The 25,003-nt window shown below is 55.7% G+C and carries 21 protein-coding genes; 13 read left to right on the top strand and 8 right to left on the bottom strand.

Features of this window, described 5'->3' with window-relative positions:
* The first annotated feature begins 34 nt into the window (after window positions 1-34).
* A complete protein-coding gene (locus UF64_RS20725) occupies window positions 35-199 on the top strand; it encodes a hypothetical protein (protein WP_008892021.1) in 165 nt (54 codons plus the stop codon).
* Window positions 200-446: 247 nt separating this feature from the next.
* Window positions 447-2,831 (top strand): DUF1989 domain-containing protein, encoded by a 2,385-nt coding sequence (locus UF64_RS08905; protein WP_044828291.1) that lies wholly within the window; start codon window positions 447-449, stop codon window positions 2,829-2,831.
* A gap of 126 nt (window positions 2,832-2,957) precedes the next feature.
* On the opposite strand, the gene UF64_RS08900 is transcribed toward UF64_RS08905, so the two are convergent.
* From UF64_RS08900 to UF64_RS08880, 5 genes are all read right to left on the bottom strand, one after another.
* Window positions 2,958-4,319 (bottom strand): NAD(P)-binding domain-containing protein, encoded by a 1,362-nt coding sequence (locus UF64_RS08900; RefSeq protein WP_044828290.1) that lies wholly within the window; start codon window positions 4,317-4,319, stop codon window positions 2,958-2,960.
* A gap of 64 nt (window positions 4,320-4,383) precedes the next feature.
* Entirely contained in the window at window positions 4,384-5,424 is a 1,041-nt protein-coding gene (locus tag UF64_RS08895; protein WP_044828289.1) for a DUF3445 domain-containing protein, read from the bottom strand.
* 14 nt (window positions 5,425-5,438) lie between these two features.
* Window positions 5,439-6,404 (bottom strand): PDR/VanB family oxidoreductase, encoded by a 966-nt coding sequence (locus tag UF64_RS08890; protein WP_044828288.1) that lies wholly within the window; start codon window positions 6,402-6,404, stop codon window positions 5,439-5,441.
* The gene (locus tag UF64_RS08885) at window positions 6,401-7,012 is read right to left on the bottom strand and encodes a dimethylamine monooxygenase subunit DmmA family protein (RefSeq protein ID WP_044828287.1); all 612 of its coding nucleotides are present in this window, start codon (window positions 7,010-7,012) and stop codon (window positions 6,401-6,403) included. Before UF64_RS08885 ends, UF64_RS08890 begins: the two co-directional genes overlap by 4 nt.
* Before the next feature lie 81 nt (window positions 7,013-7,093).
* A complete protein-coding gene (locus tag UF64_RS08880; RefSeq protein ID WP_044828286.1) occupies window positions 7,094-8,227 on the bottom strand; it encodes an aminomethyltransferase family protein in 1,134 nt (377 codons plus the stop codon).
* Window positions 8,228-8,687: 460 nt separating this feature from the next.
* Here UF64_RS08880 and UF64_RS08875 point away from each other — a divergent pair, with 460 nt between their 5' ends.
* From UF64_RS08875 to purU, 6 genes are all read left to right on the top strand, one after another.
* On the top strand, window positions 8,688-9,329 hold the full coding sequence (locus UF64_RS08875) for an XRE family transcriptional regulator (protein ID WP_044828285.1): 642 nt from the start codon (window positions 8,688-8,690) through the stop codon (window positions 9,327-9,329).
* 118 nt (window positions 9,330-9,447) lie between these two features.
* Window positions 9,448-10,344, top strand: a complete 897-nt coding sequence (locus UF64_RS08870) for a glutamine amidotransferase family protein (protein ID WP_044828284.1) — start codon at window positions 9,448-9,450, stop codon at window positions 10,342-10,344.
* A gap of 83 nt (window positions 10,345-10,427) precedes the next feature.
* Complete coding sequence (locus UF64_RS08865; protein ID WP_044828283.1) at window positions 10,428-11,114, top strand: GXGXG domain-containing protein; 687 nt, start codon at window positions 10,428-10,430, stop codon at window positions 11,112-11,114.
* Window positions 11,115-11,179: 65 nt separating this feature from the next.
* Window positions 11,180-12,508 (top strand): FMN-binding glutamate synthase family protein, encoded by a 1,329-nt coding sequence (locus UF64_RS08860; RefSeq protein ID WP_044828906.1) that lies wholly within the window; start codon window positions 11,180-11,182, stop codon window positions 12,506-12,508.
* A 51-nt stretch (window positions 12,509-12,559) separates the two neighbouring features.
* Window positions 12,560-13,897 (top strand): type III glutamate--ammonia ligase, encoded by a 1,338-nt coding sequence (gene glnT / locus UF64_RS08855; RefSeq protein ID WP_235285010.1) that lies wholly within the window; start codon window positions 12,560-12,562, stop codon window positions 13,895-13,897.
* An 82-nt stretch (window positions 13,898-13,979) separates the two neighbouring features.
* Window positions 13,980-14,864, top strand: a complete 885-nt coding sequence (gene purU, locus UF64_RS08850; protein WP_044828281.1) for a formyltetrahydrofolate deformylase — start codon at window positions 13,980-13,982, stop codon at window positions 14,862-14,864.
* 78 nt (window positions 14,865-14,942) lie between these two features.
* Here the strand turns inward: purU and UF64_RS08845 are convergent, their stop codons facing one another.
* Window positions 14,943-17,105: a dihydroxy-acid dehydratase gene (locus UF64_RS08845; RefSeq protein WP_044828280.1), complete on the bottom strand. Its 2,163-nt coding sequence runs from the start codon at window positions 17,103-17,105 to the stop codon at window positions 14,943-14,945.
* A gap of 59 nt (window positions 17,106-17,164) precedes the next feature.
* Entirely contained in the window at window positions 17,165-17,926 is a 762-nt protein-coding gene (locus UF64_RS08840) for an SDR family NAD(P)-dependent oxidoreductase (RefSeq protein WP_044828279.1), read from the bottom strand.
* Between the two features lie 243 nt (window positions 17,927-18,169).
* On the opposite strand from UF64_RS08840, the gene xylF reads away from it, so the two are divergent.
* From xylF to UF64_RS08815, 5 genes are all read left to right on the top strand, one after another.
* Entirely contained in the window at window positions 18,170-19,201 is a 1,032-nt protein-coding gene (xylF, locus tag UF64_RS08835) for a D-xylose ABC transporter substrate-binding protein (protein ID WP_044828278.1), read from the top strand.
* A 104-nt stretch (window positions 19,202-19,305) separates the two neighbouring features.
* Window positions 19,306-20,571, top strand: coding sequence for a sugar ABC transporter permease (locus tag UF64_RS08830; RefSeq protein WP_044828277.1), 1,266 nt, complete (start codon window positions 19,306-19,308; stop codon window positions 20,569-20,571).
* An 11-nt stretch (window positions 20,572-20,582) separates the two neighbouring features.
* Window positions 20,583-21,431, top strand: a complete 849-nt coding sequence (locus UF64_RS08825) for an ATP-binding cassette domain-containing protein (RefSeq protein ID WP_200892658.1) — start codon at window positions 20,583-20,585, stop codon at window positions 21,429-21,431.
* Window positions 21,428-22,609: a fumarylacetoacetate hydrolase family protein gene (locus tag UF64_RS08820; protein ID WP_044828276.1), complete on the top strand. Its 1,182-nt coding sequence runs from the start codon at window positions 21,428-21,430 to the stop codon at window positions 22,607-22,609. Before UF64_RS08825 ends, UF64_RS08820 begins: the two co-directional genes overlap by 4 nt.
* A 59-nt stretch (window positions 22,610-22,668) precedes the next feature.
* Window positions 22,669-23,910, top strand: coding sequence for an ROK family transcriptional regulator (locus UF64_RS08815; RefSeq protein ID WP_044828275.1), 1,242 nt, complete (start codon window positions 22,669-22,671; stop codon window positions 23,908-23,910).
* A gap of 65 nt (window positions 23,911-23,975) precedes the next feature.
* Here UF64_RS08815 and UF64_RS08810 read toward each other — a convergent pair.
* A partial coding sequence (locus UF64_RS08810; RefSeq protein ID WP_044828274.1) for an aldehyde dehydrogenase (NADP(+)) occupies window positions 23,976-25,003 on the bottom strand: 1,028 nt, incomplete at its 5' end.

Genomic DNA, 25,003 nt, shown 5'->3' with positions numbered 1-25,003 from the left:
TCGTTCTGACACATCGAAACAAGGAAACTGAAACATGAACACAGCTCCGATTACCAGCTGGGAAGGTGCAGAGGCTTACTTCACCTTTGCTGACAAACCGGCTCTGCTCGTAGCTCTCACGCTTGTTGGTATTGGCGTGTGCGTCTGGACCATCGCTTCGATGGCCATCCACGAGAACAAAGCATACAAAGACATGTAATCTGATTGTGTGAAGCAGGACCATTCTGCCCTGAACCCTTAAGGTGCTGCTTCGCTCAACCGACACAGCGAGAGGCCAGTATCAAAACTGGCCTCTCTGCCTTTCTGCCAAAGACCAAATATCAGGAATTACTTCTGGCACGCCTGACCGGCATGCCCATATGGGACAACAGGCCCAACTCTGATCCTGTTTGTCCGGGCCATCAGACTTCCCGCCGCTTTCAGATCATTCACTGCACGAGGCCACAATGATCGATCTCGCCCGAACGCCGGAAACCTATCCCCATTCTGTTCGCGCTGCCCGTCCGAGCCGCATCATCAATGCCGGACGCACCGCCATGGCGCGCAATCGCGAACGCTATGAAATTCCTGGCCGCGGCGCGATCATGGTTGCGATCCGCGAAGGCGATCAACTGGCACTGCGCAACTGTGAAGGCATGCAATCGGTCGAACTGATCGGCCTGACACCAACTGGCGCACCACGGCCAGAGATTTTTGAGCCCCTGGCCCATGGCGCCCCCAAAGGCCTGATGGATTTGCTGTCAGATCCCTTTGATGACAGCCTTACGCGTTTCGCCCAGACCTTGCGCAAACGTGACATCAAACTTGAAGCCTGTCTGGCGCACCGGCTATTTGGCAATGCCAGCCCGCCGGGCGATACGGTTGAGCTGACTGTGCAGCTTGATGGATTTGTCATCATCGCCGCCCCGGCACCGCTGATGCAGATTGATGCACATAACACGGCAACACCGATCACTGCACTGATCAAGCGCGCCCATCATCACGATACCTACAGCTTCGCCCTGCCCGATCCGCTTGCCGATCCGGTTGTGGATTTACGTGTGCATTCCTCCACCGCCGAGGCTTATGAAATCAAGGCGGGTGATTACATCCAGATTCTCGATGTCGATGGACGGCAATGCACCGATTTTCAGTGTTTTGATGCGCGCAAGCTTGATCGTGGTATTCAGAACCCGCTGGATGTGACCACCACGCGCACATTGATGGGCCATGCCTATCCAATGCCCGGTCTGCACGGGAAGTATTTTGATCAGGACATGGACCCACTGGTCGAGGTCATTCAGGATACCTGCGGGCGCCATGACGCCTTTGCCATGGCGTGTGCGGCAAAATATTACGACGATATCGGCTATCCCGGTCATGTGAACTGCACGGATAACTTCAATGGCGCGCTGTCGCGGTTCGGCATTGATCCGCGTGCGGGATGGATGGCGATCAACTTCTTCTTCAATACCGGCATTGATGATCACGGCGTGATGTTTGCCGATCAGCCCTGGTCGCGTCCGGGTGATTATGTGTTGCTGCGCGCAATGACCGATTTGGTCTGTGTGTCGTCCGCCTGTCCGGATGACACATCAGTGGCCAATGCCTGGAAACCGACCGATATCCATATCCGAAGCTATGACGGCAAAGAGAAGTTTTCCCATGGCGTTGCCTGGCGCACGACTGCAGAGGCCGAAGCAAAAATGACCAAAGAAACTGCCTTCCATCCGCGTCTAAGTGAACTGACCCGCAACTTCGTCGAATATAAGGGCTTCTGGCTGGCCCACGAATATACCGGCGATGGCATGATCGAAGAATATTATGCCTGCCGTGAAAAGGCCGTGGTCATTGATCTGTCGGCCCTGCGCAAGTTTGAAATTACCGGCCCGGACAGCGAAACGCTGATGCAATATTGCCTAACGCGCAATGTCAAAAAGCTTGGCATCGGGCAGGTCGTCTATTCCGCGATGTGCTATCCGCACGGCGGGATGATTGACGATGGCACGCTGCTGCGTCTAGGGCAGGATAACTTCCGCTGGATTTGCGGCGATGACTATAGTGGTGTGTGGCTGCGCGAACAGGCCGAAAAACTTGGCCTGCAAGTCCTGATCAGATCATCAACCGATCAGATGCACAACATCGCCGTTCAGGGCCCCAAAAGCCGCGACATCCTGCGCGAGGTGATCTGGACCCCACCGCATCAGCCATCCATGGATGAGGTCGAGTGGTTCAAATTCACCATCGGCCGGATCGGGGATACCAAAGGCGCGCCTGTTGTTGTCTCACGCACGGGCTATACGGGGGAACTGGGCTACGAAGTCTGGTGCCACCCCAAGGACGCCAATACCGTCTTTGACGCCGTCTGGGCGGCAGGCAAACCGCATGGCCTAACCCCGATGGGGTTGGCCGCCCTTGATATGGTCCGGATTGAGGCGGGCCTGATCTTTGCCGATTACGAGTTTTCCGATCAGACCGACCCGTTCGAAGCCGGCATCGGCTTTACCGTGCCGCTGAAATCCAAGGAAGACGACTTTATTGGTCGTGACGCCCTGATCCGGCGCAAGGAACATCCATCGCACAAACTGGTCGGGATCGAGATTGATGGCAATATCACGGTCGGTCATGGCGATTGCGTTCATATCGGCCGTGCACAGATCGGTGTGATCACCAGTGCGATGCGATCGCCCATTCTGGGCAAAAACATCGCCCTTGCCCGGGTTGATGTCGCACATGCCGATATCGGCACCGAGGTCGAGATTGGCAAGCTCGATGGCCATATGGTCCGCCTGCCTGCGACCATCACCGCCTTCCCGCATTATGATCCCAAAAAGGAAAAGCCACGGTCCTAGGAACCGTGGCTGCCAAGCCCGAAAAGAAACCCCGCAGTCATGGCGACTGTGGGGGTGACTGCGAGTTTGGTTAAGGGAGACGGCGGGCTTGCGCCCGCTTCTTTGAAAGCGTTGATCGTCGGCTGCCTATTCGGCAGCCGTTTTCTTTTCGATCTGCAAATAGGCTTCAAGACTGTCATCAAGCTCTTCAAGCCAGGGCGTGTGATGGGCCGGTGACATGTTGCCCGTCATCAGCGAGCGATAGGACTTGTTGCGGTAGCCCATGATGTCATCAGCCTTGTCATGCTCCCATTCCTCAAAGGTCTTGTTCACCCCTTCGATATCGAACATCGGATAATCCGTCATTTCGATCAGATGGGCGGTATAGTCGCCCTGGAACCAGATCATGTCGTGATCGTCCTTAAGCCCCTCCTCACGATCACGCCAGGCTTGGCTATCTGCCTTCATCTCGTCCTTCGATGGCAGGGGAATGCGGCCCATGATCACGTCACGGGCAAACCAAGCCTGGGCATCAAACATGTTGAAGGTAAAGAACTGGTCCTGCATGCCGAGATACATCATCTTCGGATTTTCTTCCCAGACGACACCTTTATAAAGACCCAGCGGCCACAGACGGTTATCGGTCTTAAGACGCAGATCATCGGTCAGGAACGGGAAGTAATGCTGATAGCCGGTACACAGAATGATCGCGTCCACCTCGCGTGATGAGCCATCCTTGAAATAGGCCGTATTGCCATCAACCTTGGTCAGAAGCGGCACTTCGGCCCAGTTATCTGGCCAATCAAAGCCGATCGGATTGGTCCGGTGGCTGACCGTGACGGATTTGCAGCCATATTTATAGCATTGCGATCCGATATCCTCGGCCGAATACGATGTCCCGATCAGCAGGATATCCTTGCCCTTGAATTCCAGTGCATCGCGGAAATCATGGGCATGCAAAACGCGCCCGCCAAAGGTATCAAAGCCCGGGAATTCCGGCACATTCGGGGTCGAGAAATGACCATTGGCAACAATGACATGATCGAACTCCTCGGTCGAAACCACATCATTTTTCAGATCATGGGATGTCACCGCAAAGGTCTGGCTGTCTTCATCGTACTCGACCGTGCGGACCGGGGTTCTGAAACGCACCCACGAACGCACATTGGCCTTTTCAACGCGCCCCTTGATGTAATCCCAGATCACGGCACGCGGCGGATAGGATGCGATGGGTTTGCCGAAATGTTCCTCGAAGGTGTAATCGGCAAATTCAAGGCACTCTTTCGGGCCGTTTGACCACAAATAGCGATACATCGATCCGTGGATCGGCTCGCCATATTCATCAAGACCGGTGCGCCAGGTGTAGTTCCACAAACCACCCCAGTCTTCCTGACGTTCAAAACAGACGATTTCGGGGATTTCGGCCCCTTTGGCTGCTGCAGATTGAAATGCACGCATCTGCGCCATGCCTGACGGACCGGCGCCAATAATTGCAACACGAAGTGTCATAGCCTCAAATCCCCAATAAAAGCGTTATACGTCTCCTCCGTCCGGCTTTCTGCCGGTTCGCTCCTTAATCGGGGAAAATCCCCGGTGACGTCGGCGCGCCGTCGTCAAATTGTGAAAGCCACTCGACCAAGATCGGGTGGTAGCGCGACAGCCCCTTGTATTCGACAAGTTCCGGGCGCAGATCGCGCATGACACGATGAATGCGGCGCGCCCATTTCGGCTGGGTCACGACTTCGTTCATCGCCATCAGATAAGTGCGGATCGGAAACAGGATCGCGTTGGAGCGCGGCAGTCGCCAGAAGGTCTGAAGCTCCACACGCAGATGGACTTTCTCGCCAATATTTTCCGGCGTCACAGTCATGCGATCCGGGCCCCATTTGGGATAGTTTTCCGGACTGGTATCAAGGCGCGGATTAACCGTCAGCGTCCAGTTGAGACGCCGCGACGGCTGCCCTTGCGGTAAGGTCAGAAGGAATTTCAGCGCGCGCTGAAACACGCCCAGTTCATGGGCCAGCGGAACCGGTGCATGCCATTCAAAGAAGTTCATGCCGACATCAAAATCAAGCGACCAGTCAGCCTGTGCCGTGATGATCCCGGCATCCAGCCAAAGGTTGCCATCACGCTGATCAAGGATGGCGTGATCGCCTTGCACCTGACGGCCGATATATTCCATCGGATGGCAGGGCAGCGTCGAACTGTCACCAAAGGTAAAGGTATCGTCGATCTGAAGCGGCTTGTTGATCCAGTGCCAGCGATCGCCATCAATGGTCAGTTTGAACAGATCGGGATAATCGCGCGCCTTGGAGACCATCACCAGCTCGACAAAGTCCCAGCCCGCCGTTTCCATATGCGGCAGCGCCTGACAGCGACCGGGGTCTTCGGCAAGAACCAGCGCCCGGTCCTTCATTTCCGCGACGTAATGCTCATCCACATCAAACGCATTTTCAAACGGGCTGCCCGCGCGGGCAGCGTGATGCGGTTCGATATTGGTGGAATACATATATTCGTCTTCCGGGAACGGAAACGGAAAACGCGGAATGTTTGACGGGCTGTTGGCGTAGGAAAAATCGCCGCGGAAGCTTTCGTCTTTAAACTGGATTGTCATGACTGAAATCCCCCTTACAGATCAAGTTCAAGGCGTTTGCCACGGAAGCGCGAAACACACGGCATGATCAGCTGCTTGGATGCGCGCTGTTCTTCATCAAGCCAGTGGTCGTTGTGCATGATCTCGCCGTCGCATGCGACGACAGCGGTTTCACACTGACCACAAGCCCCGCCACGACACATGCAATTGATCGGGGTACCGGATGCTTCGACCGCCTCAAGCAGGCTTTGCTCTGCCCCGACAGTGATATCAATCCCGGCCTTGGCCAGATGCACTTCAAACGGCTCGCCAACCGGTGGTGCAAGGAAGTGTTCGAAATGAACATGAGCTGCCGGCCAGCCCAGATGCGTGGCGGTTTCCACCACCCGTTCGATCATGCCCTTGGGGCCGCAAACATACACATGCGTGCCCAGCGGCTGACTTGACAGAAGCGTTTCGAAATCAACGCCTTCGCCCTGATCATCGCAATAGCACGACACATGATCGCCAAACCGGTCGGCAAGGCTGTCCATATAGGCCGCCTGTGATACCGATCGTGCGGCATAGTGCAACTCGAACGGCACACCAAGTTTATCGGCCTGCGCCATCTGCGCGATGAAGGGCGTGATGCCGATCCCGCCTGCGATCATCAAATGCTTTTTGGCCCGAAGATCGAGCGAGAACAAATTGACCGGGGCCGAGATTTTCATCTCCATGCCCGGTCGCACCTGTTCATGCATGAATTTCGACCCGCCGCGCCCGGTATCGTCGCGGCGTACCGAAATCGCATATTGGTCGCGCTCAAAGGGCGAGCTCATCAGCGAGTAGGGATTTTTGCGTTTCGTGCCGTCATCGAGCATCTCGACCACGATATGCGCCCCGCCGGAAAAGGCCGGCAGTTCATCACCATTCACATGCTTGAATTCGAAGCGCTTGATGATCGGGTTGACCTCGACCACGTTGCTGACGACAACCGGAATCAAATGATCGGATGCACTCATTTGAACACCTCCTTGATCTCGATTTCCTCAGTCGGGTCTTCGGCATTGATGCAGACCCCCTGAAATGCTGCCAGACGCCGCGAATAGTGATCGCGGACAAACAGCAACAATTCACAGGACGGACATTTGACCGGCTGGGTGGTGACATCCTCGATCATGGTTTTGCAGTGAACGCACTGAACACGCCGGGCCAGACTGCCGCGGTGCTCACACTGCACGGCTGTATGATCAAGGCCGCATTCCTCACCCTTGGCGACCCCCTGCCCGACAAGGCCTTCGGTTCCGGCGAGATAAAGCTGTGTGCCCATCTTGGCGTCGGACAACCAATCGCCGAGTTTGGCGACGGCTTCTTCAATGGTCGGAAAATGTTCGAACCGTTTGGCGCCGACCGCATAAAGCGATGTGATAAGGGCGGCTTCACCCGGGGTCGGCACATACAAGATATGCACCTTTTCCATCATGTCGCGCGGCAGTTCCTGCACAACGCGAATGACACATTCGGCACCGGATGCATCAGCCAGGAAATAATGCGCCAGACCCGGCACGATTTTAAGCGTGCCATAGGTCGGACGGGAAAGAATGCTTTCTTCGATGATACTCTCAGACATGGTAGCGGGGTCCCATTCTGTCAGAAACCACAAGGATCAGGCGGCGATCCGGGGGCCTCTGACAGCCCCCGGTCATCCTGCTTAACCCTTGGCTGTTCTTTTCAATTTTTTGGGGTCGTCAAATGGCATGGTATGGGCCATTCCGCCGAGCATGCCTTTTTCGCCAGTCACCTCAAGGCGCACACCCTGTTCGGCGCAATCGACCGCCAGACGCGCAATCGCCATCGTCTGATCCTTGAGCGGTGAATACATCGCACAGGTCACGACACCGACCTTGGTGCCGTCCTTGAACACTTCGGCCCCTTCGGCCGGAACTTCCTTGCCATCAAACAGGATGCCAAAGATCTTGAAGCGTTCCTTGCCCTTGAGACGATAATGTTCCTCGGCGCCGCGGAAGCCGGTTTTGCCCGGGCTTACGGTGAAATCAAGGCCAAGCTCCCACAGGGTATCGCCCGGACCTTCATTTTCGAACGGATACATCTGCGAGTTATCGTAAGGATAAAACAGCAAGTAGCTTTCCACACGCAGCATATCAAGCGTGGTAAAGCGGGTCGGGATGATGCCCATATCCTTGCCCTCGGCAACGATACGATCCCAGATCGTCCCGGCATCCTGACCACGACAGAAGATCTCATAACCGCGTTCACCGGTATAGCCGGTCCGCGAGATCATCACCGGCAGGCCAAACAGCTGTGTCTGCATGTGATGGAAATACGGAAGGTCCCGAATGCCCGGCACATATTCCGCAAGGTAGTCCACCGCAAGCGGTCCCTGCAGAGACAAGTCGTGCAGGTTGTCATCAAACCGAACCGACACATCACGACCGACAGCCGCCTTGGTCAGTTCTTCATGCCCGGTGCCCGATCCGTGGACAACCATCCAGGAATTCGGCCCCATGCGATAAATCACACAGTCGTCGGTGAACTTGCCCTGATCATTGAGCATGCAGGCATAAACCGATTTGCCCGGATAGATCTTTTCAACATTGCGCGTGGTGGCATAGTCGATGACGTGGGAGGCATGCGCGCCGGTAATGTGAACCTTTTTCAGACCGGAAACATCCATGATCCCGGCTTTGGTGCGGATCGCGACATATTCCTCGTCCCAGTCCTTGTCATAGGTCCAGGCGGTGCCCATACCGCTCCAGTCTTCCAGATTGGAACCAAGCGCACGATGCCGGTCGGCAAGGGCTGAAAATCTCCAGCTCGCAGTCATAGTGATGGCCTCCTGATATGATCGCCTTTGCGCACAATCAGCGCGCTAACACTGGCTTATTTTGTTCCATTATTCTGGCGTTAACTTGTTCGCGAACGCAATAATTATTTTTCATTTTATTCAAATTTTATTCCTCAAAGGCTATTTCCCGCGGCATTGCAGCAACTTCGCGGAACGCCATCGGTATAGGAAATCGGCAATTATATTTTCCCCGTAGTTGATAAATATTTCCTGCCAGTGTAAGTCATGGCTATGGCGTATATGCCAATCAGAGGGCCAAACACCCCTCCACATATACGACCAACATAAAAGCAGGCCGCACCAAGCGACCGATTGAGGAAACCAGAAACGAGCAGGACCCGCACCGGGACAGAACCGGTGACGGAGGCAAGCCAGCATGGCACAGAGCACGACCCAACAAGCACCGCAGACCGACGCCACGAGCAACCAAGGATCAGGCATGGACACCAAGAGCAAACCCGCAGCCCTTACCCAGGACCCGCACGCCCTTCGTGAACCCAAGGAAAACAATCTCGAAATCGCCATCGGCCATGAAGTCCGTGCGCTGCGCAAGAAACTCGGCATCACGATTTCCGACTTGGCATCGGCGACAGGCATCTCGATGGGGATGCTGTCCAAGATCGAAAATGGTGTGACCTCGCCGTCCCTGACCTCGCTTCAGGCACTGGCAAGTGCACTGGGTGTGCCGCTGACCGATTTCTTCCGCCGTTATGAAGAACCGCGCAATGCGGTGTTTGTAAAATCCGGCGAAGGTGTTGCGATTGAACGGCGCGGCACGCGCGCAGGCCATGAATATAACCTGCTCGGCCACATTGATAACAACACCAGTGGCGTGGTCGTGGAACCCTATTTACTGACCCTTACCGAGGAGTCGAGCAGCTTCCCCGCCTTCCAGCATGAAGGCATGGAATTCATCTATTTGCTCGAGGGTGAAGTACGCTACCGCCATGGCGATCAGCTGTACTACATGAAAGAGGGCGACAGCCTGTTTTTTGATGCAGACGCCCGCCACGGACCGGAAGAACTTCTTTCATTTCCAATACGTTACCTGTCTATCATCTGCTATCCCGCCCGGGGATAAAGCTTCACCAGAGTGAAAACATCAATTCACTCAGAAGAAATTTTTATTCTTCATAGTTGATTCCGCAATCGCGAACAGGTAGTCTCCATTTCAGAAACAGAATGGAGACTGTCCTGCCATGTGCGGCATTGTTGGTTTATTCCTTAAAGATAAAAGTCTGGAACCACAGCTCGGTGCGTTGCTGTCCGATATGCTGGTGACCATGACCGACCGTGGTCCCGATAGCGCGGGCATCGTAATTTATGGTGCGGACCAGAATAATCTGGTCAAACTCACGATCCAGTCTCCGGACCCGGAAACAGATTTTGCCGGACTGACCGAAGACCTGCGCAAAGCTGGGATCACAAACGCATCGATCCTGCCCAAAAGCACCCATGCGGTCATCACGGTTTCAAGCGACCAGCTTGAGGCGACCCGTAGCGCCCTTGAAGAACTCCGTCCCGATGTCCGTGTCATGGGCACCGGTTCGGTGATGGAGATCTACAAGGAAGTCGGCCTGCCCAAGGACGTTCTTGAGCGCTTCAAGATTTCCGACATGTCCGGCACCCACGGCATCGGCCATACCCGCATGGCAACCGAAAGTGCGGTGACCACCCTTGGGGCTCACCCCTTCTCGACCGGATCGGACCAGTGCCTTGTGCATAATGGTTCGCTGTCGAACCACAACAACCTTAGGCGCGAACTGACGCGCGAAGGCATCCGCCTTGAAACCCAGAACGATTCCGAGGTTGCCGCGGCCTATCTGACCGGTGAAATGGCCAAGGGCAAGAACCTTGGCGAGGCACTGACCAGTGCGCTTGATGACCTTGATGGCTTCTTCACCTTTGTCGTTGGCACCAAATCGGGCTTTGGCGTTGTACGCGATCCGATTGCCTGCAAACCGGCGGTGATGGCGGAAACCGATGCCTATGTCGCATTCGGTTCCGAATACCGGGCATTGGTCAACCTGCCGGGCATCGAAGACGCTAAGGTCTGGGAGCCAGAGCCGGCCACGGTCTATTTCTGGGAACACTGATTAACACGAACCCTGTCGGTTGCTGCGATGCGCGCACCGACTCGACCGCAACATATTTCGCGGTCAAATGAGGAAGGAACAACATGCCAGTGTTTGATCTTGCAACCATCGAACTGCGCGCGCTCAATCAGGCGCTTCATGCGCTTGATAAAAGTGGTCCTGCTGAAGATTTCGAAGTCACCAATCCGCGTGGCTCGCATGCCGTTGCTGTTGGCATCGACGCACCCGTCAATGTCACGATTGATGGCAGTGTCGGCTATTACTGCGCGGGCATGAACGAACAGGCGACCATCACGGTCAAGGGCAATGCCGGTCCGGGTGTGGCGGAAAACATGATGTCGGGCAAAGTCGTGATCAAGGGCGATGCCAGCCAGTATGCCGGTGCCACCGCCCATGGCGGATTGCTGGTGATCGAAGGCAATGCGTCTTCACGCTGCGGCATTTCGATGAAGGGCGTCGATATCGTCGTCAAAGGCAATATCGGCCACATGTCAGCCTTCATGGCGCAATCGGGCAACCTTGTTGTTCTGGGCGATGCCGGTGATGCGCTGGGAGATTCCCTTTATGAAGCGCGCCTTTTCGTGCGCGGCACGGTCAAAAGCCTCGGTGCCGATTGCGAGAAAAAGGAAATGCGCCCTGAGCATATTGAGCTCCTGACCAAGCTTCTTGCGGATGCCGGCATCACCGATGTGAAGCCCGAGGAATTCACGCGCTATGGCTCGGCCAGAACGCTTTACAACTTCAATGTCGATAATTTCGACGCCTATTGATGCGGCACGCTGAACGCCGCACGGACCAATATCCGAGCGCTTCAGCCCAAAGACAGGATCAGACGATGACTTACAAAAATCCCGTTACGACGCCGCGCAAATCGGCAACGTTTGATGATTACACCCTTTCGGAAATCCGGCGCGCTGCCGCGACCGGCATTTATGACATCCGTGGAGGTGGCGCGAAACGCAAGGTCCCGCATTTTGATGACCTGCTGTTCCTTGGCGCATCCATGTCGCGCTATCCGCTGGAAGGGTATCGTGAAAAATGCGAAACCGCCGTCACACTCGGCACCCGTTTTGCCAAGAAACCGATCGAACTTAAAATTCCGATCACGATTGCCGGCATGAGCTTTGGATCCCTTTCCGGTCCGGCCAAGGAAGCCCTTGGACGCGGCGCATCGGCGGCGGGCACATCGACCACAACGGGCGATGGCGGCATGACCGAAGAAGAACGCGGCCATTCCACCCAGCTTGTTTATCAATATCTGCCGTCACGCTATGGCATGAACCCGCGCGATCTGAAACGTGCCGATGCGATTGAAATCGTCATTGGTCAGGGCGCTAAACCGGGCGGAGGCGGCATGCTGCTGGGTCAGAAGATCTCGGATCGTGTTGCTGAAATGCGCAACCTGCCGATGGGCATTGATCAGCGTTCGGCGTGTCGTCATCCCGACTGGACCGGCCCGGATGATCTGGAAATCAAAATTCAGGAAATCCGCGAAATCACCGATTGGGAAAAGCCGATCTTCATCAAGGTTGGTGGTGCACGCCCCTATTATGACGTGGCCCTTGCAGTCAAAGCGGGTGCGGATGTCATCGTGCTTGATGGCATGCAGGGCGGCACGGCCGCCACCCAGGAAGTCTTTATCGAACATGTCGGTCAGCCGACCCTTGCCTGCATCCGCCCGGCGGCAAAAGCATTGCAAGACATGGGCATGCACCGCAAAGTACAGCTGATCGTTTCGGGCGGCATTCGCAATGGCGCCGACGTCGCCAAGGCGCTTGCCCTTGGGGCCGATGCGGTTTCCATCGGGACTGCGGCGCTTGTCGCAATCGGTGACAACGACCCGAAATGGGAAGCAGAATATAACGAACTTGGCACCACCACCGGTGCCTATGACGACTGGCATGAAGGCCGTGATCCCGCAGGCATCACGACACAGGATGCCGACCTGATGAAACGGGTTGACCCGATCGCCGCCGGACGGCGACTGGCCAACTATCTGAAGGTCATGACCCTTGAAGCGCAAACAATTGCGCGCGCCTGCGGCAAAAATCATGTGCACAACCTCGAACCCGAGGATCTCTGCGCACTGAATATCGAAGCGGCAGCCATGGCTGGTGTACCGCTCGCCGGGACCAACTGGGTTCCCGGACAGGGAGGCTTCTAAACCATAACCGAACCGTCGGCTCGGCACGTGCTTGCGCGTGCCGGAACGCCGATGGCACCGCAAAGAATTCGTCAGGGGACTTCGATGACCAAGGATCTATCAGCCTTTGCCCGGGAACGCGGCATCAAATACTTCATGATCAGCTTTACCGACCTGTTTGGCGGACAGCGCGCCAAACTTGTCCCGACCCAGGCAATTGCCGACATGCAGGAAGAAGGTGCGGGCTTTGCCGGTTTCGCCACCTGGCTTGACCTGAGCCCGGCCCATCCCGACATGTTTGCCATTCCTGATCCGGACTCTGTCATCCAGTTGCCGTGGAAACCGGAAGTCGCCTGGGTTGCTGCGGATTGCATCATGGAAGGCACACCGGTCGAACAGGCCCCGCGCAATGTACTCAAGGCCCAGATCGCCAAGGCAGCCGAACTTGGCCTGAATGTCAAAACCGGGGTCGAGGCAGAATTCTTCCTGATCACCACCGACGGTTCGGAAATCTCCGACCCGGCCGATACAGCGGAAAAGCCCTGCTATGACCAGCAGGCCGTCATGCGTCGCTATGACGTCATTGCCGAGATTTGCGACTATATGCTCGAACTCGGTTGGGGTGCCTATCAGAACGACCACGAAGACGCCAATGGCCAGTTTGAAATGAACTGGGAATTCGATGACGCGCTTAAAACCGCAGACAAGCATTCCTTCTTCAAATTCATGGTCAAATCAATCGCCGAAAAGCATGGCCTTCGCGCAACCTTCATGCCCAAGCCCTTCCCGGGTCTGACCGGCAATGGGTGCCACTGCCATGTTTCGGTCTGGGATAATGAAGGCGGCAATGCCTTTGCCGATGATGACATGCCGTTTGGCTTGTCGGCCAAGGGCAAGCATTTCCTTGGCGGCATCATGAAGCATGCCTCGGCCATGGCGGTGATCACCAACCCGACCGTTAATTCCTATAAGCGTATCAACGCACCGCGCACCATGTCCGGCGCGACCTGGGCACCAAATACCGTAACCTGGACCGGCAACAACCGGACGCACATGGTGCGTGTCCCGGGACCGGGCCGCTTTGAATTGCGCCTGCCTGACGGTGCAACCAACCCGTATCTTCTTCAGGCCGTGATCATTGCGGCTGGTCTGGATGGCATGGCAACCAATGCCGATCCGGGACCGCATTACGATATCGACATGTATCAGGAAGGTCATTCGATCAAGGATGCGCCGCGTCTGCCGCTGAACCTGCTTGATGCCCTGCGCGAAATGGGCGCGAACGAAGAATTGCAGCTGGCGATGGGCAAGGAATTCTCAAGTGCCTATCTCAAACTCAAGCAAACCGAGTGGAATTCTTATGTTTCTCACTTTTCCCGCTGGGAACGTGAGAACACACTTGATATTTAGTGTTTCTGCCCGGCCTCATCTTCTTCCCCGATGGACGGGGCCGGGCAATTTTTGATTATTCCAAACGAGAAAGCCAGACGCGATGAAAAGCTACGTTCTGACTGTTTCCTGCGACTCCCAGCGCGGGGTGGTTGCTGCTATTTCGACCTATTTGGCCGCACATGGCTGCAACATTACTGATAGCTCCCAGTTTGACGACCAGGAAACCGGTCTGTTCTTCATGCGAGTTGCCTTCGTCAGCGAAGAAGGCGTTGATCAGGAAACCCTCATCAAGGGCTTTGAAGCTCCGGCAGCAGAACTTGGCATGCAGTTCCAGATCCATGACAGCTCGGAAAAGATGAAAGTTCTTCTGATGGTGTCGCGCTTTGGACATTGCCTGAACGATCTTTTGTATCGCTGGAAAATCGGTGCACTGCCGATTGATATCGTCGGCGTGGTGTCAAACCACCTTGATTATCAGAAGGTTGTCGTTAATCACGACATCCCCTTCCACCACATCGTGGTCACTAAGGACAACAAACCCGAAGCCGAGAAAAAGCTTCTTGATCTGGTGTCCGACTATGATGTCGAACTGATCGTTCTTGCCCGGTACATGCAGGTTCTGTCTGACAGCCTGTGCAAGAAGATGAGCGGCAAGATCATCAATATCCACCATTCCTTCCTGCCAAGCTTCAAGGGTGCGAACCCGTATCGTCAGGCCTATGAGCGCGGCGTCAAACTGATAGGCGCGACCGCACATTATGTGACTGCCGACCTTGATGAAGGCCCGATCATTGAACAGGACATTGCGCGCATCACGCATGCCCAGAACTCGGCCGATTACGTATCGATTGGCCGTGACGTTGAAAGTCAGGTTCTGGCACGTGCGGTCCATGCCCATATCCACCACCGTTCCTTCATTAACGGCAACCGCACCATCGTCTTCCCGCCAAGCCCTGGCAGCTACGCATCGGAGCGTATGGGCTAAGCCATCGGCCGACACACCAATCAAAAACGCCCCGCGCCAAAATCTGGCCGGGGCGTTTTACGTTATTGGCAAAGCACCCTAACGCCAGGACTTCGTAGCGCGACGATCCACCGCACGCGGCACAATCCCGCGCGCAGCGTTGCCGATCCCATCCAGTACATTGCTTGCCGCGATATCACATTGGCGGTCCGCCATGCGCTTGAAGCGCGCATCAAATATCGGTTTTCGATCCGCGAAATCACGGGGGCTTGATGCCCGCTCCTCCCCAGTCCGGAATGCCTCGGGATCAAGCCAATCAAGCGTAAGTTTGGTCAGATCAAGACGCAGCACATCCCCATTTTTGAGATAACCGATGGCCCCGCCGGTAAAGGCTTCGGGCACCATATGCCCGATACACGCACCTTTGGTCACGCCGGAATAACGACCATCGGTGATCAACATCGATGATGCTTCAAGAATGCGGTGATGGCGCAAATTCTGCGATGGGGAAAACATTTCCGGCATGCCATAGGCTTCCGGCCCCTGCCCGCCAATCACAAACGCAAAGGACAAATGCCCCTGTTCAAGCAGGTCCTTGGGGGCATTCAAATCAACTCGGTTTCCGCCATTACGCCGAACAACTGCGGCAATCAGGTCTTCATCAACACCATCGGTTCCCATCAGACGGGTGATCAAATCAGGTGATGCAAAGTCCGCATTACACACATGTTCGTTTTCGTAATAGCGCACGATGAAAACGTGATCGTCGAAATGCGATAGCAACCGGTCGCTCATGCCCGATGTCTTGACCGCACAATTGTCGAAGAAACTGCCACTTAGCACATCAACGCCGGATCGCTGCCGGACCGGATTGGCGCGAATGACCGACGCATCCCCCAGCAACAGATCGACCGGGTTTTCAAGATTGGCAATCCGTTCTGCCCAGCTTTTCCCAAGGATGGTTGGCGCATCAAGATCCATCGCAACACCAAGGTCGGCAAGAATGCGATAGATGCTTTCCATACCACGATTTTTGCCCTCGGCCATTTGTTGGGCCAGGACAAAGGTGTCACGATTTTCCGTCAGACTATGGGCGAAAATTTCGGGCACCGGGGTTTGGGTGCGGACGTCCTGATAATCGTCGATCGAGATATCAAAACCCGCATAGCGCATCATGAAGGGCAAATGCAAAAGCATGTTGCTGCTTGACCCGGTGGCATTGTGAATGCGCACGAAATTGGCAAAATTGGCCTTGAGCAAATTGCCAATAGCATATTGCGGTTTATTGAACACCCCAAACAGCGCATTGATCCCTGCCGCCACGGCCTCATAAGGTGGCACATCGGTCAGCAATTCAAGCTCTGGCGGGGTCAGGCCAAATGCCGCCAACATGGTGCGGGACGAATTGCCGGTGCCGTTAAAGGCACAGATCCCGCCTTTGGAATCACAGGTCGCAGTTGCCAATTCATCAAGCACGCGACGCTCCAACGCATCGCCAATAATGCCAAGCAACCGGGCACGTTCAAGCAACCCGGCAAAGGCCTCGTCCGATGTGCATTGCAGGATGTAGCGCATGTTTTCGCGGATATCCGCGCCAAGGTCATCATGCCCGGCGGCGTCCGCGTCATCCGCAATCTTGTCGAGCAACCGGCGCGTACCATCGGGGATTTCACCGCCCTTAAGAACATGCGACGGCGCAAACACGGCCCAGACCGGTGCCTGCTCCCCGCGCCAGGCACGCGCGTGATCTGCAGAAGCCAAGCCAGCAACCACCGCCGCTGGCGACTTGTCGCAACCGGCAATCACATAGGCCGCATGATAGCTGTGACCTTCGAAGGTGATGTTGACCGCCGCTGCCGTATGGTTGCGTGACGCCAGTGAATAGCTTTGGCCGATATTGTTTTGCGCCGTGCCATCGCAAATCACCGGCACATGAAACAGGAACGGCACCCCGCCGATTTCCCAGATGCGAAGCGCTGCCATCAGCGCTTGTGGTCGATCAAGAAGATGGGCCGGATGATCAGGCGCGCCGCCAATGATCGCGACGCGCGGGCGGTTTTCCACCAGTCGCCCGACCACCTCGCGGATTTCGGGAACGACAAAATTTCGCTCCCGAACGATAGCCGGATTTTCATTTACGGCATCGCGCAAAAGCCGAACCACGGTAATTGGCTGATTGGCCAATCCTTGAATGCAGTCACGATACGGATTGGCCTTTTCATCGATAATGATCGGCGAAGCCTGTGAACCTTTTGACGCCATGATAGCAATATCCCGGGTTTGAATGGCGGATTTGGGACCAAATCCATCAAGACGTCTGGTCAGACGATGCCACCATCCACAATGAAGTTCTGCGACGTGCAAGCCGATGAAACGTCAGACGCCAGAAACAGCACCATCTGCGCCACATCATCGCCAATCAGCCGACGCTTGAGGCATTGCTGCTCCTGAATGCGTTCTTCATCTTCGGGCGAAATCCATAGATCAAGCTGGCGCTGGGTCATGATACATCCCGGCGTCACCGCATTGACCCGAATACCATCCGCCCCCCAATCGCGTGCCAGGGCGCGGGTCAGGCCGATGATGCCGGCCTTTGCCGTTTCATAGGCGACCAGATCGGGCAAACCCATCAAATAACTTACAGAACTGAAATTAATAATGCTGCCACGGCCCTTTTCTTTCATGGCCGGTGCCACCGCACGCGCACAAAAGAAATGATGGCTCAGATTGACATCCAGTCCTTCGCGCCATTGGTCCGGACCGACATCTTCGGGAGCGTGCCGGTCATCACGGGCGGCATTGTTTACCAGAACATCAATCGGCCCGATCTCGACCGAGAGATCGCGGATGGCGTCCGGAATCGCCGATTGCTTGCGAAGATCAAAGGATCGATAGACCGGCGTGACACCGTGTTCATTCTGGATAGAGGTAATGAGCTTTTGCGCCGCGTCATCATCGATATCAAAGAACCCGACCCGTGCCCCCTGCGCGCAAAACGCCCGGACCATCGAAGCCCCGATCCCGGATGCACCGCCGGTTACAAGCACGGATTTGCCGTCAATGTCGTGATAACTCGCTGTCATAACGTTCCCTGTCTCTTCTTCATATTATTTTAGTTGAATGAATTAAATATTGCAGCGCACCACACCGAAAACAGCCATAAATCAACTTTTGATTACATGATTTTCGATAAATAATGCGTTAAACGCGTTATTTTTAATTCGATCACTAAAAAATATTTGACACCACGCTTTCTTCACGTCAACATTTTTTCGACAACAAAAATAAATGTCAGCAAAAGACACACATATTCAGGGAAGAAACCGATGAAAAAACTCCTCTCAACGGCCATGTTGGCCGGTACTGCCCTATTGTCTGCCAATGCCTTTGCCGCTGACCTGACCGTTGGTGTCAGCTGGTCGAACTTCCAGGAAGAACGCTGGAAAACCGACGAAGCCGCGATCAAGGCTGCTCTTGATGCCGCTGGTGCCGACTACATCAGCGCCGATGCGCAAAGCAATCCGTCCAAACAGCTTTCCGATATCGAAAGCCTCATCGCACGCGGCGCTGATGCGCTTATCGTGCTGGCACAAGATTCGGCCTCAATCGGCCCGGCTGTCGAACTGGCGCTGAACGAAGGCATTCCTGTCGTTGGCTATGATCGCCTGATCGAAGACCCGAACGCCTATTACATCACATTCAACAACAAGGAAGTCGGCCGCCTGCAGGCAGAAGCCGTCTTTGCCCAGCAGCCCAAAGGTAACTACGTCTTTATCAAGGGCGCTCCGACCGATCCGAATGCCAACATCCTGCATGAAGGCCAACTTGAAATCCTGCAGGCAGCGATTGATTCCGGTGCCATCAATGTGGTCGGCGAAGCCTATACCGACAGCTGGCAACCGGCCATCGCCCAGCGCAACATGGAACAGTTCCTGACCGCTGCCGACAACAAGGTCGACGCTGTGGTTGCCTCGAATGACGGCACCGCAGGTGGTGTTGTTGCCGCCCTGTCCGCACAGGGCATGCAGGGCATTCCGGTATCGGGTCAGGATGGTGACCATGCCGCACTGAACCGTGTTGCCCTTGGCACCCAGACCGTTTCGGTCTGGAAAGATGCCCGTCTTCTGGGTCAGCGGGCCGCAGAAATTGCCGTCGAACTGGCAAAGGGTGCCAAACTTGATGACGTTGACGGCACGCAGGACTGGCAAAGCCCGAATGGCGTGACCATGAAGTCATACTTCCTGGATCCGGTTGCAATCACGCAGGACAAGCTCGACCTCGTGATTGATGCAGGTTGGGTCGCCAAAGACGTCGTCTGTCAGGGTGTTAGCAATAGCAAGGTCACGGCCTGCAACTAGGCCTGCTGTCTTTCCCACGACCTTGCTTAACCACGGGGTTGGCTGCATTTCCCAATATCGCGCAGATATTGCACGCCAACCCCGACCCCTTGCGAGCTTAATTCATGTTACGACTGCTTTCGAAAATGGAAGTCGACCGTCGTCTGGTCGGCCTTGCCGTTGTCCTGCTGATCATCTGGGTCGGTTTTGACATTGCATCTGGTGGGCGTTTTATAACCCCGCGCAATATCTTTAACCTGTCGGTTCAGACCGCCTCGGTTGCCGTCATGGCGTGTGGCATGGTTCTGATCATTGTTACGCGCCATATCGACCTTTCGGTCGGCGCGGTGCTGGGCGTACTGGCCATGATCATGGGCATTGTCCAGACGGATTTCCTGCCACAGTTCCTGGACTACAATCATCCCCTGACCTGGGTTTTGACCCTCGCAGTCGGTATTGTCATCGGTGCTGCCATCGGGGGCATTCAGGGTGTCGCCGTCGGGTATCTTGGTGTCCCTGCCTTTATTGTCACGCTTGGCGGACTTCTGGTCTGGCGCGGTGCTGCCTGGTGGGTCACGCAAGGGCGCACCGTTGCCCCGCTTGATCAGAATTTCATCCTGCTTGGGGGCGGCATTGAAGGAACAATTGGCGCGACCTGGAGCTGGATTGTTGCCCTGCTCGCCATTCTTGCCATAGCTTACGCGGCAATCATGGAACGCCGTCGCCGCCTGTCCTTTGAATTTCCGGTCAAGCCTGTCTGGGCGGAATACACCAATACCATCATCAAGGCCGGTCTGGTTCTGGTCGTGATCACGACCCTGAATGCCTATCACTTGCCGACGCGCGCAGCAGAACGCCTTCTGGAAAACAAGGGCATTCCGGTAACACCTGAAAACCTTGAAATTGCGCACGGTATTCCGATCCCGCTTCTGATCGTTGCCCTTGTTGCGATCATCCTGACCATTGTTGTCAAACGCACGCGGTTTGGCCGCTATGTGTTTGCCATCGGTGGCAACCCGCAAGCAGCAGAACTGGCCGGCATTAACGTCAAACGCATGACCGTTGCCGTCTTTGCCTTGATGGGTGTGTTATGCGCGATCAGTGCGGCCATTTCATCTGCGCGCCTGCAATCTGCGGGCAACGATCTTGGCACACTTGACGAGCTTCGCGTCATTGCCGCTGTTGTGATTGGCGGCACATCGCTTGCCGGTGGTCTTGGCACGATTTACGGCGCGCTGATTGGTGCACTGGTGATGCAAAGCCTGCAAAGTGGCATGGCGCTTCTGGGCGTTGATACGTCACTGCAAAGTATCGTCATTGGCCTCGTTCTTGTTCTGGCAGTCTTTAGCGACAAGTATTTCCATCGCCGTTACAGCGACCCGAGCGCGTAAGGAGACCCGTCATGACCGATACCAACATCACAAAAGACCCGCTGGTCGAAATGCGCGACATCCATATCAGCTTTGGCGGGGTAAAGGCGGTTGACGGTGTTTCAATCGACCTTTATCCGGGCGAAGTCGTCGGCGTTCTGGGCCATAACGGTGCAGGCAAATCGACTTTGATCAAAATTCTGTCCGGCGCATATCAGGCCGATAGCGGACAGATCATTGTCGATGGCAAGGAAGCCAAAATCGAGAATGCCCGCGATGCTCGGGATAACAATATCGAGACGATCTATCAGAACCTTGCCCTTGCCGATAACCTTGATGCCGCCCAGAACCTGTTTCTTGGCCGCGAACTGACCGACAAGTTCGGCTTTCTCAATGAAGCGGCGATGGAACACAAGGCACGTGAAGTACTGCATCGCCTCAACCCGAACTTCAAGAAATTCACATCCCCGGTATCAGCCCTGTCGGGCGGTCAACGCCAATCGGTTGCGATTGCCCGGGCCTTGCTGTTTGAAGCACGCGTTCTGATCATGGATGAACCCTGTGCTGCCCTTGGTGTGCATGAAACAAAAATGGTCGGTGAACTGATTGATCAGCTCAAACGTGACGGGCTGGGTATTTTGTTGATCAGCCACGATCTTCATGATGTCTTCGATCTTTCGGACCGGCTGCATGTCATGAAAAACGGCAAGCTGGTGGGCAGTGTGCGCACCGAGGATGTTACACATGACGATGTTCTTGGCATGATCATCCTGGGCAAGATGCCAGAACATCTTATGCACCTTGCCGGCCCGGGTGCGACGAATGCCCCGGGATCGTCACCAGACGCCCCCAGCAGCCAAGCAAGCGAGATAGGAAAATGACGACAGGCTTCGCGACAAACCCCGCTGACATCCTGCCCGAAGACGCCAACCGGGCTGTTTTGGTCGGGCGTATTTGGGACCCGCGCGTCTCGGGACCGACGCCGGTTCTTGTTGATGGTGATACGCTGCGTGATATCAGCAAGCTTGGCCCGACCGTTAGTGAAATCCTCGAACGCGACAAACTGGTTGAGCATCTGTCAAACACGGCAGACTTCCCAACCGTCGCATCGCTATCTGAGGCTCTTGAACAATCTCGCCCCGGAACGGATCAAAGCAGCCTTCATCTTCTTGCACCAAACGACCTGCAGGCAATCAAGGCCAGCGGCGTGACATTTGTCGCAAGCCTCCTTGAACGTGTTATCGAAGAACAGGCACGCGGGGATGCCAGCAAGGCCGACCAGATCCGAACCGAAATTACCGGCATCGTCGGTGATGATCTGTCACAGATTGAGCCGGGATCACAAAAAGCCGCCGACATCAAAAAGATCCTGATCGAGAAAGGCGCATGGTCGCAATATCTCGAAGTCGGTATCGGACCGGATGCCGAGATATTCACCAAGGCGCCGGTCATGTCTGCCGTCGGCTATGGTGCCCATGTTGGCTTGCATCCGATTTCGAACTGGAACAACCCGGAACCCGAGGTGGTTCTTACGGTGACGTCGCTTGGCAAGATTGTTGGCGCAACACTTGGCAATGATGTCAATCTGCGCGACGTCGAAGGGCGATCTGCCCTGCTGTTGGGCAAGGCCAAGGACAATAACGGCTCCTGCGCGATCGGACCGTTCATCCGGCTGTTTGATGATCACTTCACACTTGAAACGGTGAAATCAGCAGACCTTGCTATGGCGGTCGACGGTAACGACGGATACCACCTTGATGCTGTCAGCTCGATGAGCCAGATCAGCCGAACACCAGAAAGCCTCGTCTCGCAGGCAATTGGTCGGCACCATCAATATCCGGATGGCTTCATGCTGTTTCTCGGGACGATGTTCGCCCCCACCGATGACCGCGGCGGATCGGGCAAGGGCTTCACCCATGAGATGGGCGACCTTGTCAGCATCTCGACCCCAAGCCTTGGCAAGCTGGTCAATCAGGTTGACCGATCAGACGTCATCAACCCCTGGCAATTCGGGATAACCGCCCTGATGAACAATCTTGCCCGGCGGGGATTACTGTAATATCGATCCTGTCAGGTAAAAGTCGACCGGCTTCGTTACAAAGGATACAGTCCAGCCCCATGATCCGCCGCACAGAAAGCGAAACCCCGCGCCAGCCATCCCAAACCGCGATTTTGCGGTATCTGCGCGTGCATGGTCCGGCGGCACGGATTGATATCGGCACGGCAACCGGGCTTAGCCCAGCGACAGTAACATCGCTGACCGCCGATCTGATGGCACAGGGGTTGGTACGCGAAAGCGAAAGCGGCAACGGAAGCTCGAGCGGCAACGGCACCACACGTGGCCGCCCCAAAGTGCTGCTGGATCTGGTACCAAATGCAGCCTGTGTGATCGGGGTTAAAATCACCATCAACCTGATCGAAATTGCCTTGGGCAACTTCAAGGGCGAGATCGAACGCAGCGTCGAACACAGCATCAACACCCGCGATCTTGGCGCAGAAGAACTGACCAGAACACTGATCGCACTGATTGACCGTTTTGTTGAGCGCAATGCTGATTTCAGCCCGCAACCGCCTGTCGGCATCAGTATCGCTGTTCAGGGGGTAACCGACAGCAACAGTGGCGAAATCATCTGGTCACCGGCACTGCGCCACCGCCACATCCCGTTGGTCAAATCCCTGACTGAGCGCTATGGCGGCGTTGTTCAGATGTCAAACGATGCGAACTGTATCGCAACGGCCATTTCGCAGAACACCAACCTGCATGATGGCGGTGACTTTGCCGTGATCATGTTGGGATACGGCATTGGCATGGGGCTTGTCCTCAACGGCAATGTCTATAATGGTGAATTTGGTACCGCAGCCGAATTCGGCCACACCAAGTTCCAGCCTGACGGACCGCTGTGCAATTGTGGGCGACGGGGCTGTCTTGAGGCCTATATTGGCGACTACGCGATCTTGCGCGATGCCCGTGGCCTGATTGACCTGCCAGAAGCCAACAACCTGCATCCCAGCGAAGAACAAATGATGGATCTTGTGGCCCGCGCACGCAACGGCGACACAGGCCTGACCGAACTGTTCCGCCACGCTGGCAAGGTTCTTGGATATGGCATTGCCAATCTGATTGCACTTCTGGGTCCCAAACAGATCTTCATCACCGGGTCCGGCGCGCGCGCCTTTGACATGATGGAACCGGAACTCCGCCGTGGCCTGGCAGAGGCCCAGGTGCCCGAGCTCAGCCGCGGACCAACGATCACCCATCTGGCATGGGACAAGGACCTTGCCCTGCAAGGCGCAATTGGTCAAAGCCTGCTCCGGCATGACGAAAACATGTTTCAGGCCACCGCAATCGCCGGGAACTAAACACCCCCAAAAGCAAAAGCCGCCCCGAATGGAGCGGCTTTTTTGATGATCTAACCTGATCTTGCTCAGGCGATATCGGTTGGCAGAACATCGGTCGGGATGTTCTGATAGCAGACCGGACGCAGGAAGCGACGGATCGCCATCGTGCCCACAGAAGTCGCGCCGAAGTTGGTCGAGGCCGGGTATGGGCCGCCATGCACCATGGTATCCGATACTTCGACACCGGTTGGGAAACCGTTTGCCAGAACGCGGCCTGCCTTGTGTTCAAGGATCGGCAGGAGCGAACGGGCATCAGCCGCATCGGCTGCATCAAGATGCAGGGTGCAAGTCAGCTGACCTTCAAGCGATTTGGCGATCTTGCGCATTTCCGCAACATCCTTGACCCGAACCACAAGACCGAGCGGACCAAAGACCTCTTCGCCGAGTTCATGGTTGGCAAGCCAGTTCTCGCCGGTGGTTTCGAACAGATACGGCGTGGCATTACGCAGATCACACGACGTGGTCAGGACTTCCTTCACGCCTGACGTCGCGGCAACGCGTTTTGCCCCGGCGCGATAGGTTTCCGCCATGCCATCGGTCAGCATGGTCTGCGGTCCGACACCCGAAAGACCTTCCGTGGCCGCGGCAACGAATGCATCCGCGTCCGGACCTTCGATCACAACTGCAATGCCCGGATTGGTGCAGAACTGGCCAGCACCCATGGTCAGCGACCCTGCCCAGCCCTTACCGATTTCCGCACCGCGTGCCTTAACGGCATTGGGCATCAGGAACATCGGGTTGACCGAGCCGAGTTCGCCAAAGAACGGGATCGGCTCCGGACGGGCAGCACACAGATCATAAAGCGCACGACCACCGCCAAGCGATCCGGTAAAGCCAACCGCCTTGATCAGCGGATGCTGCACAAGGCTTTGGCCGACATCGCGTTTACCACCCTGAATGAGGCTGAAGACGCCCGGATGCACACCACATTTCTTGATCGCGGCATCAATCGCCTGTGCGACAATCTCGCCCGTGCCCGGATGGGCGGAATGCCCCTTGACCACGACCGGGCAACCAGCAGCCAGGGCGGATGCGGTATCACCACCCGCGACCG

This window comes from Thalassospira sp. HJ, from assembly GCF_000948415.1.
GTDB lineage: Bacteria > Pseudomonadota > Alphaproteobacteria > Rhodospirillales > Thalassospiraceae > Thalassospira.
Note: the sequence above shows the minus strand (reverse complement) of the source record. Positions and strands in the feature narration are given on the sequence as shown.

What these genes read in the sequence shown, in the direction of transcription:
- purU (WP_044828281.1), top strand. Translation starts at nt 13,980, where the DNA reads ATGAAAAGCTACGTTCTGACTGTTTCCTGCGACTCCCAGCGCGGGGTG.
- UF64_RS20725 (WP_008892021.1), top strand. Translation starts at nt 35, where the DNA reads ATGAACACAGCTCCGATTACCAGCTGGGAAGGTGCAGAGGCTTACTTC.
- UF64_RS08890 (WP_044828288.1), bottom strand. Translation starts at nt 6,404, where the DNA reads ATGAGTGCATCCGATCATTTGATTCCGGTTGTCGTCAGCAACGTGGTC.
- UF64_RS08905 (WP_044828291.1), top strand. Translation starts at nt 447, where the DNA reads ATGATCGATCTCGCCCGAACGCCGGAAACCTATCCCCATTCTGTTCGC.
- UF64_RS08870 (WP_044828284.1), top strand. Translation starts at nt 9,448, where the DNA reads ATGTGCGGCATTGTTGGTTTATTCCTTAAAGATAAAAGTCTGGAACCA.
- UF64_RS08830 (WP_044828277.1), top strand. Translation starts at nt 19,306, where the DNA reads ATGTTACGACTGCTTTCGAAAATGGAAGTCGACCGTCGTCTGGTCGGC.
- UF64_RS08865 (WP_044828283.1), top strand. Translation starts at nt 10,428, where the DNA reads ATGCCAGTGTTTGATCTTGCAACCATCGAACTGCGCGCGCTCAATCAG.
- xylF (WP_044828278.1), top strand. Translation starts at nt 18,170, where the DNA reads ATGAAAAAACTCCTCTCAACGGCCATGTTGGCCGGTACTGCCCTATTG.
- UF64_RS08875 (WP_044828285.1), top strand. Translation starts at nt 8,688, where the DNA reads ATGGACACCAAGAGCAAACCCGCAGCCCTTACCCAGGACCCGCACGCC.
- UF64_RS08845 (WP_044828280.1), bottom strand. Translation starts at nt 17,105, where the DNA reads ATGGCGTCAAAAGGTTCACAGGCTTCGCCGATCATTATCGATGAAAAG.
- UF64_RS08885 (WP_044828287.1), bottom strand. Translation starts at nt 7,012, where the DNA reads ATGTCTGAGAGTATCATCGAAGAAAGCATTCTTTCCCGTCCGACCTAT.
- UF64_RS08815 (WP_044828275.1), top strand. Translation starts at nt 22,669, where the DNA reads ATGATCCGCCGCACAGAAAGCGAAACCCCGCGCCAGCCATCCCAAACC.
- UF64_RS08820 (WP_044828276.1), top strand. Translation starts at nt 21,428, where the DNA reads ATGACGACAGGCTTCGCGACAAACCCCGCTGACATCCTGCCCGAAGAC.
- UF64_RS08840 (WP_044828279.1), bottom strand. Translation starts at nt 17,926, where the DNA reads ATGACAGCGAGTTATCACGACATTGACGGCAAATCCGTGCTTGTAACC.
- UF64_RS08860 (WP_044828906.1), top strand. Translation starts at nt 11,180, where the DNA reads ATGACTTACAAAAATCCCGTTACGACGCCGCGCAAATCGGCAACGTTT.
- UF64_RS08825 (WP_200892658.1), top strand. Translation starts at nt 20,583, where the DNA reads ATGACCGATACCAACATCACAAAAGACCCGCTGGTCGAAATGCGCGAC.
- UF64_RS08900 (WP_044828290.1), bottom strand. Translation starts at nt 4,319, where the DNA reads ATGACACTTCGTGTTGCAATTATTGGCGCCGGTCCGTCAGGCATGGCG.
- glnT (WP_235285010.1), top strand. Translation starts at nt 12,560, where the DNA reads ATGGCACCGCAAAGAATTCGTCAGGGGACTTCGATGACCAAGGATCTA.
- UF64_RS08895 (WP_044828289.1), bottom strand. Translation starts at nt 5,424, where the DNA reads ATGACAATCCAGTTTAAAGACGAAAGCTTCCGCGGCGATTTTTCCTAC.
- UF64_RS08880 (WP_044828286.1), bottom strand. Translation starts at nt 8,227, where the DNA reads ATGACTGCGAGCTGGAGATTTTCAGCCCTTGCCGACCGGCATCGTGCG.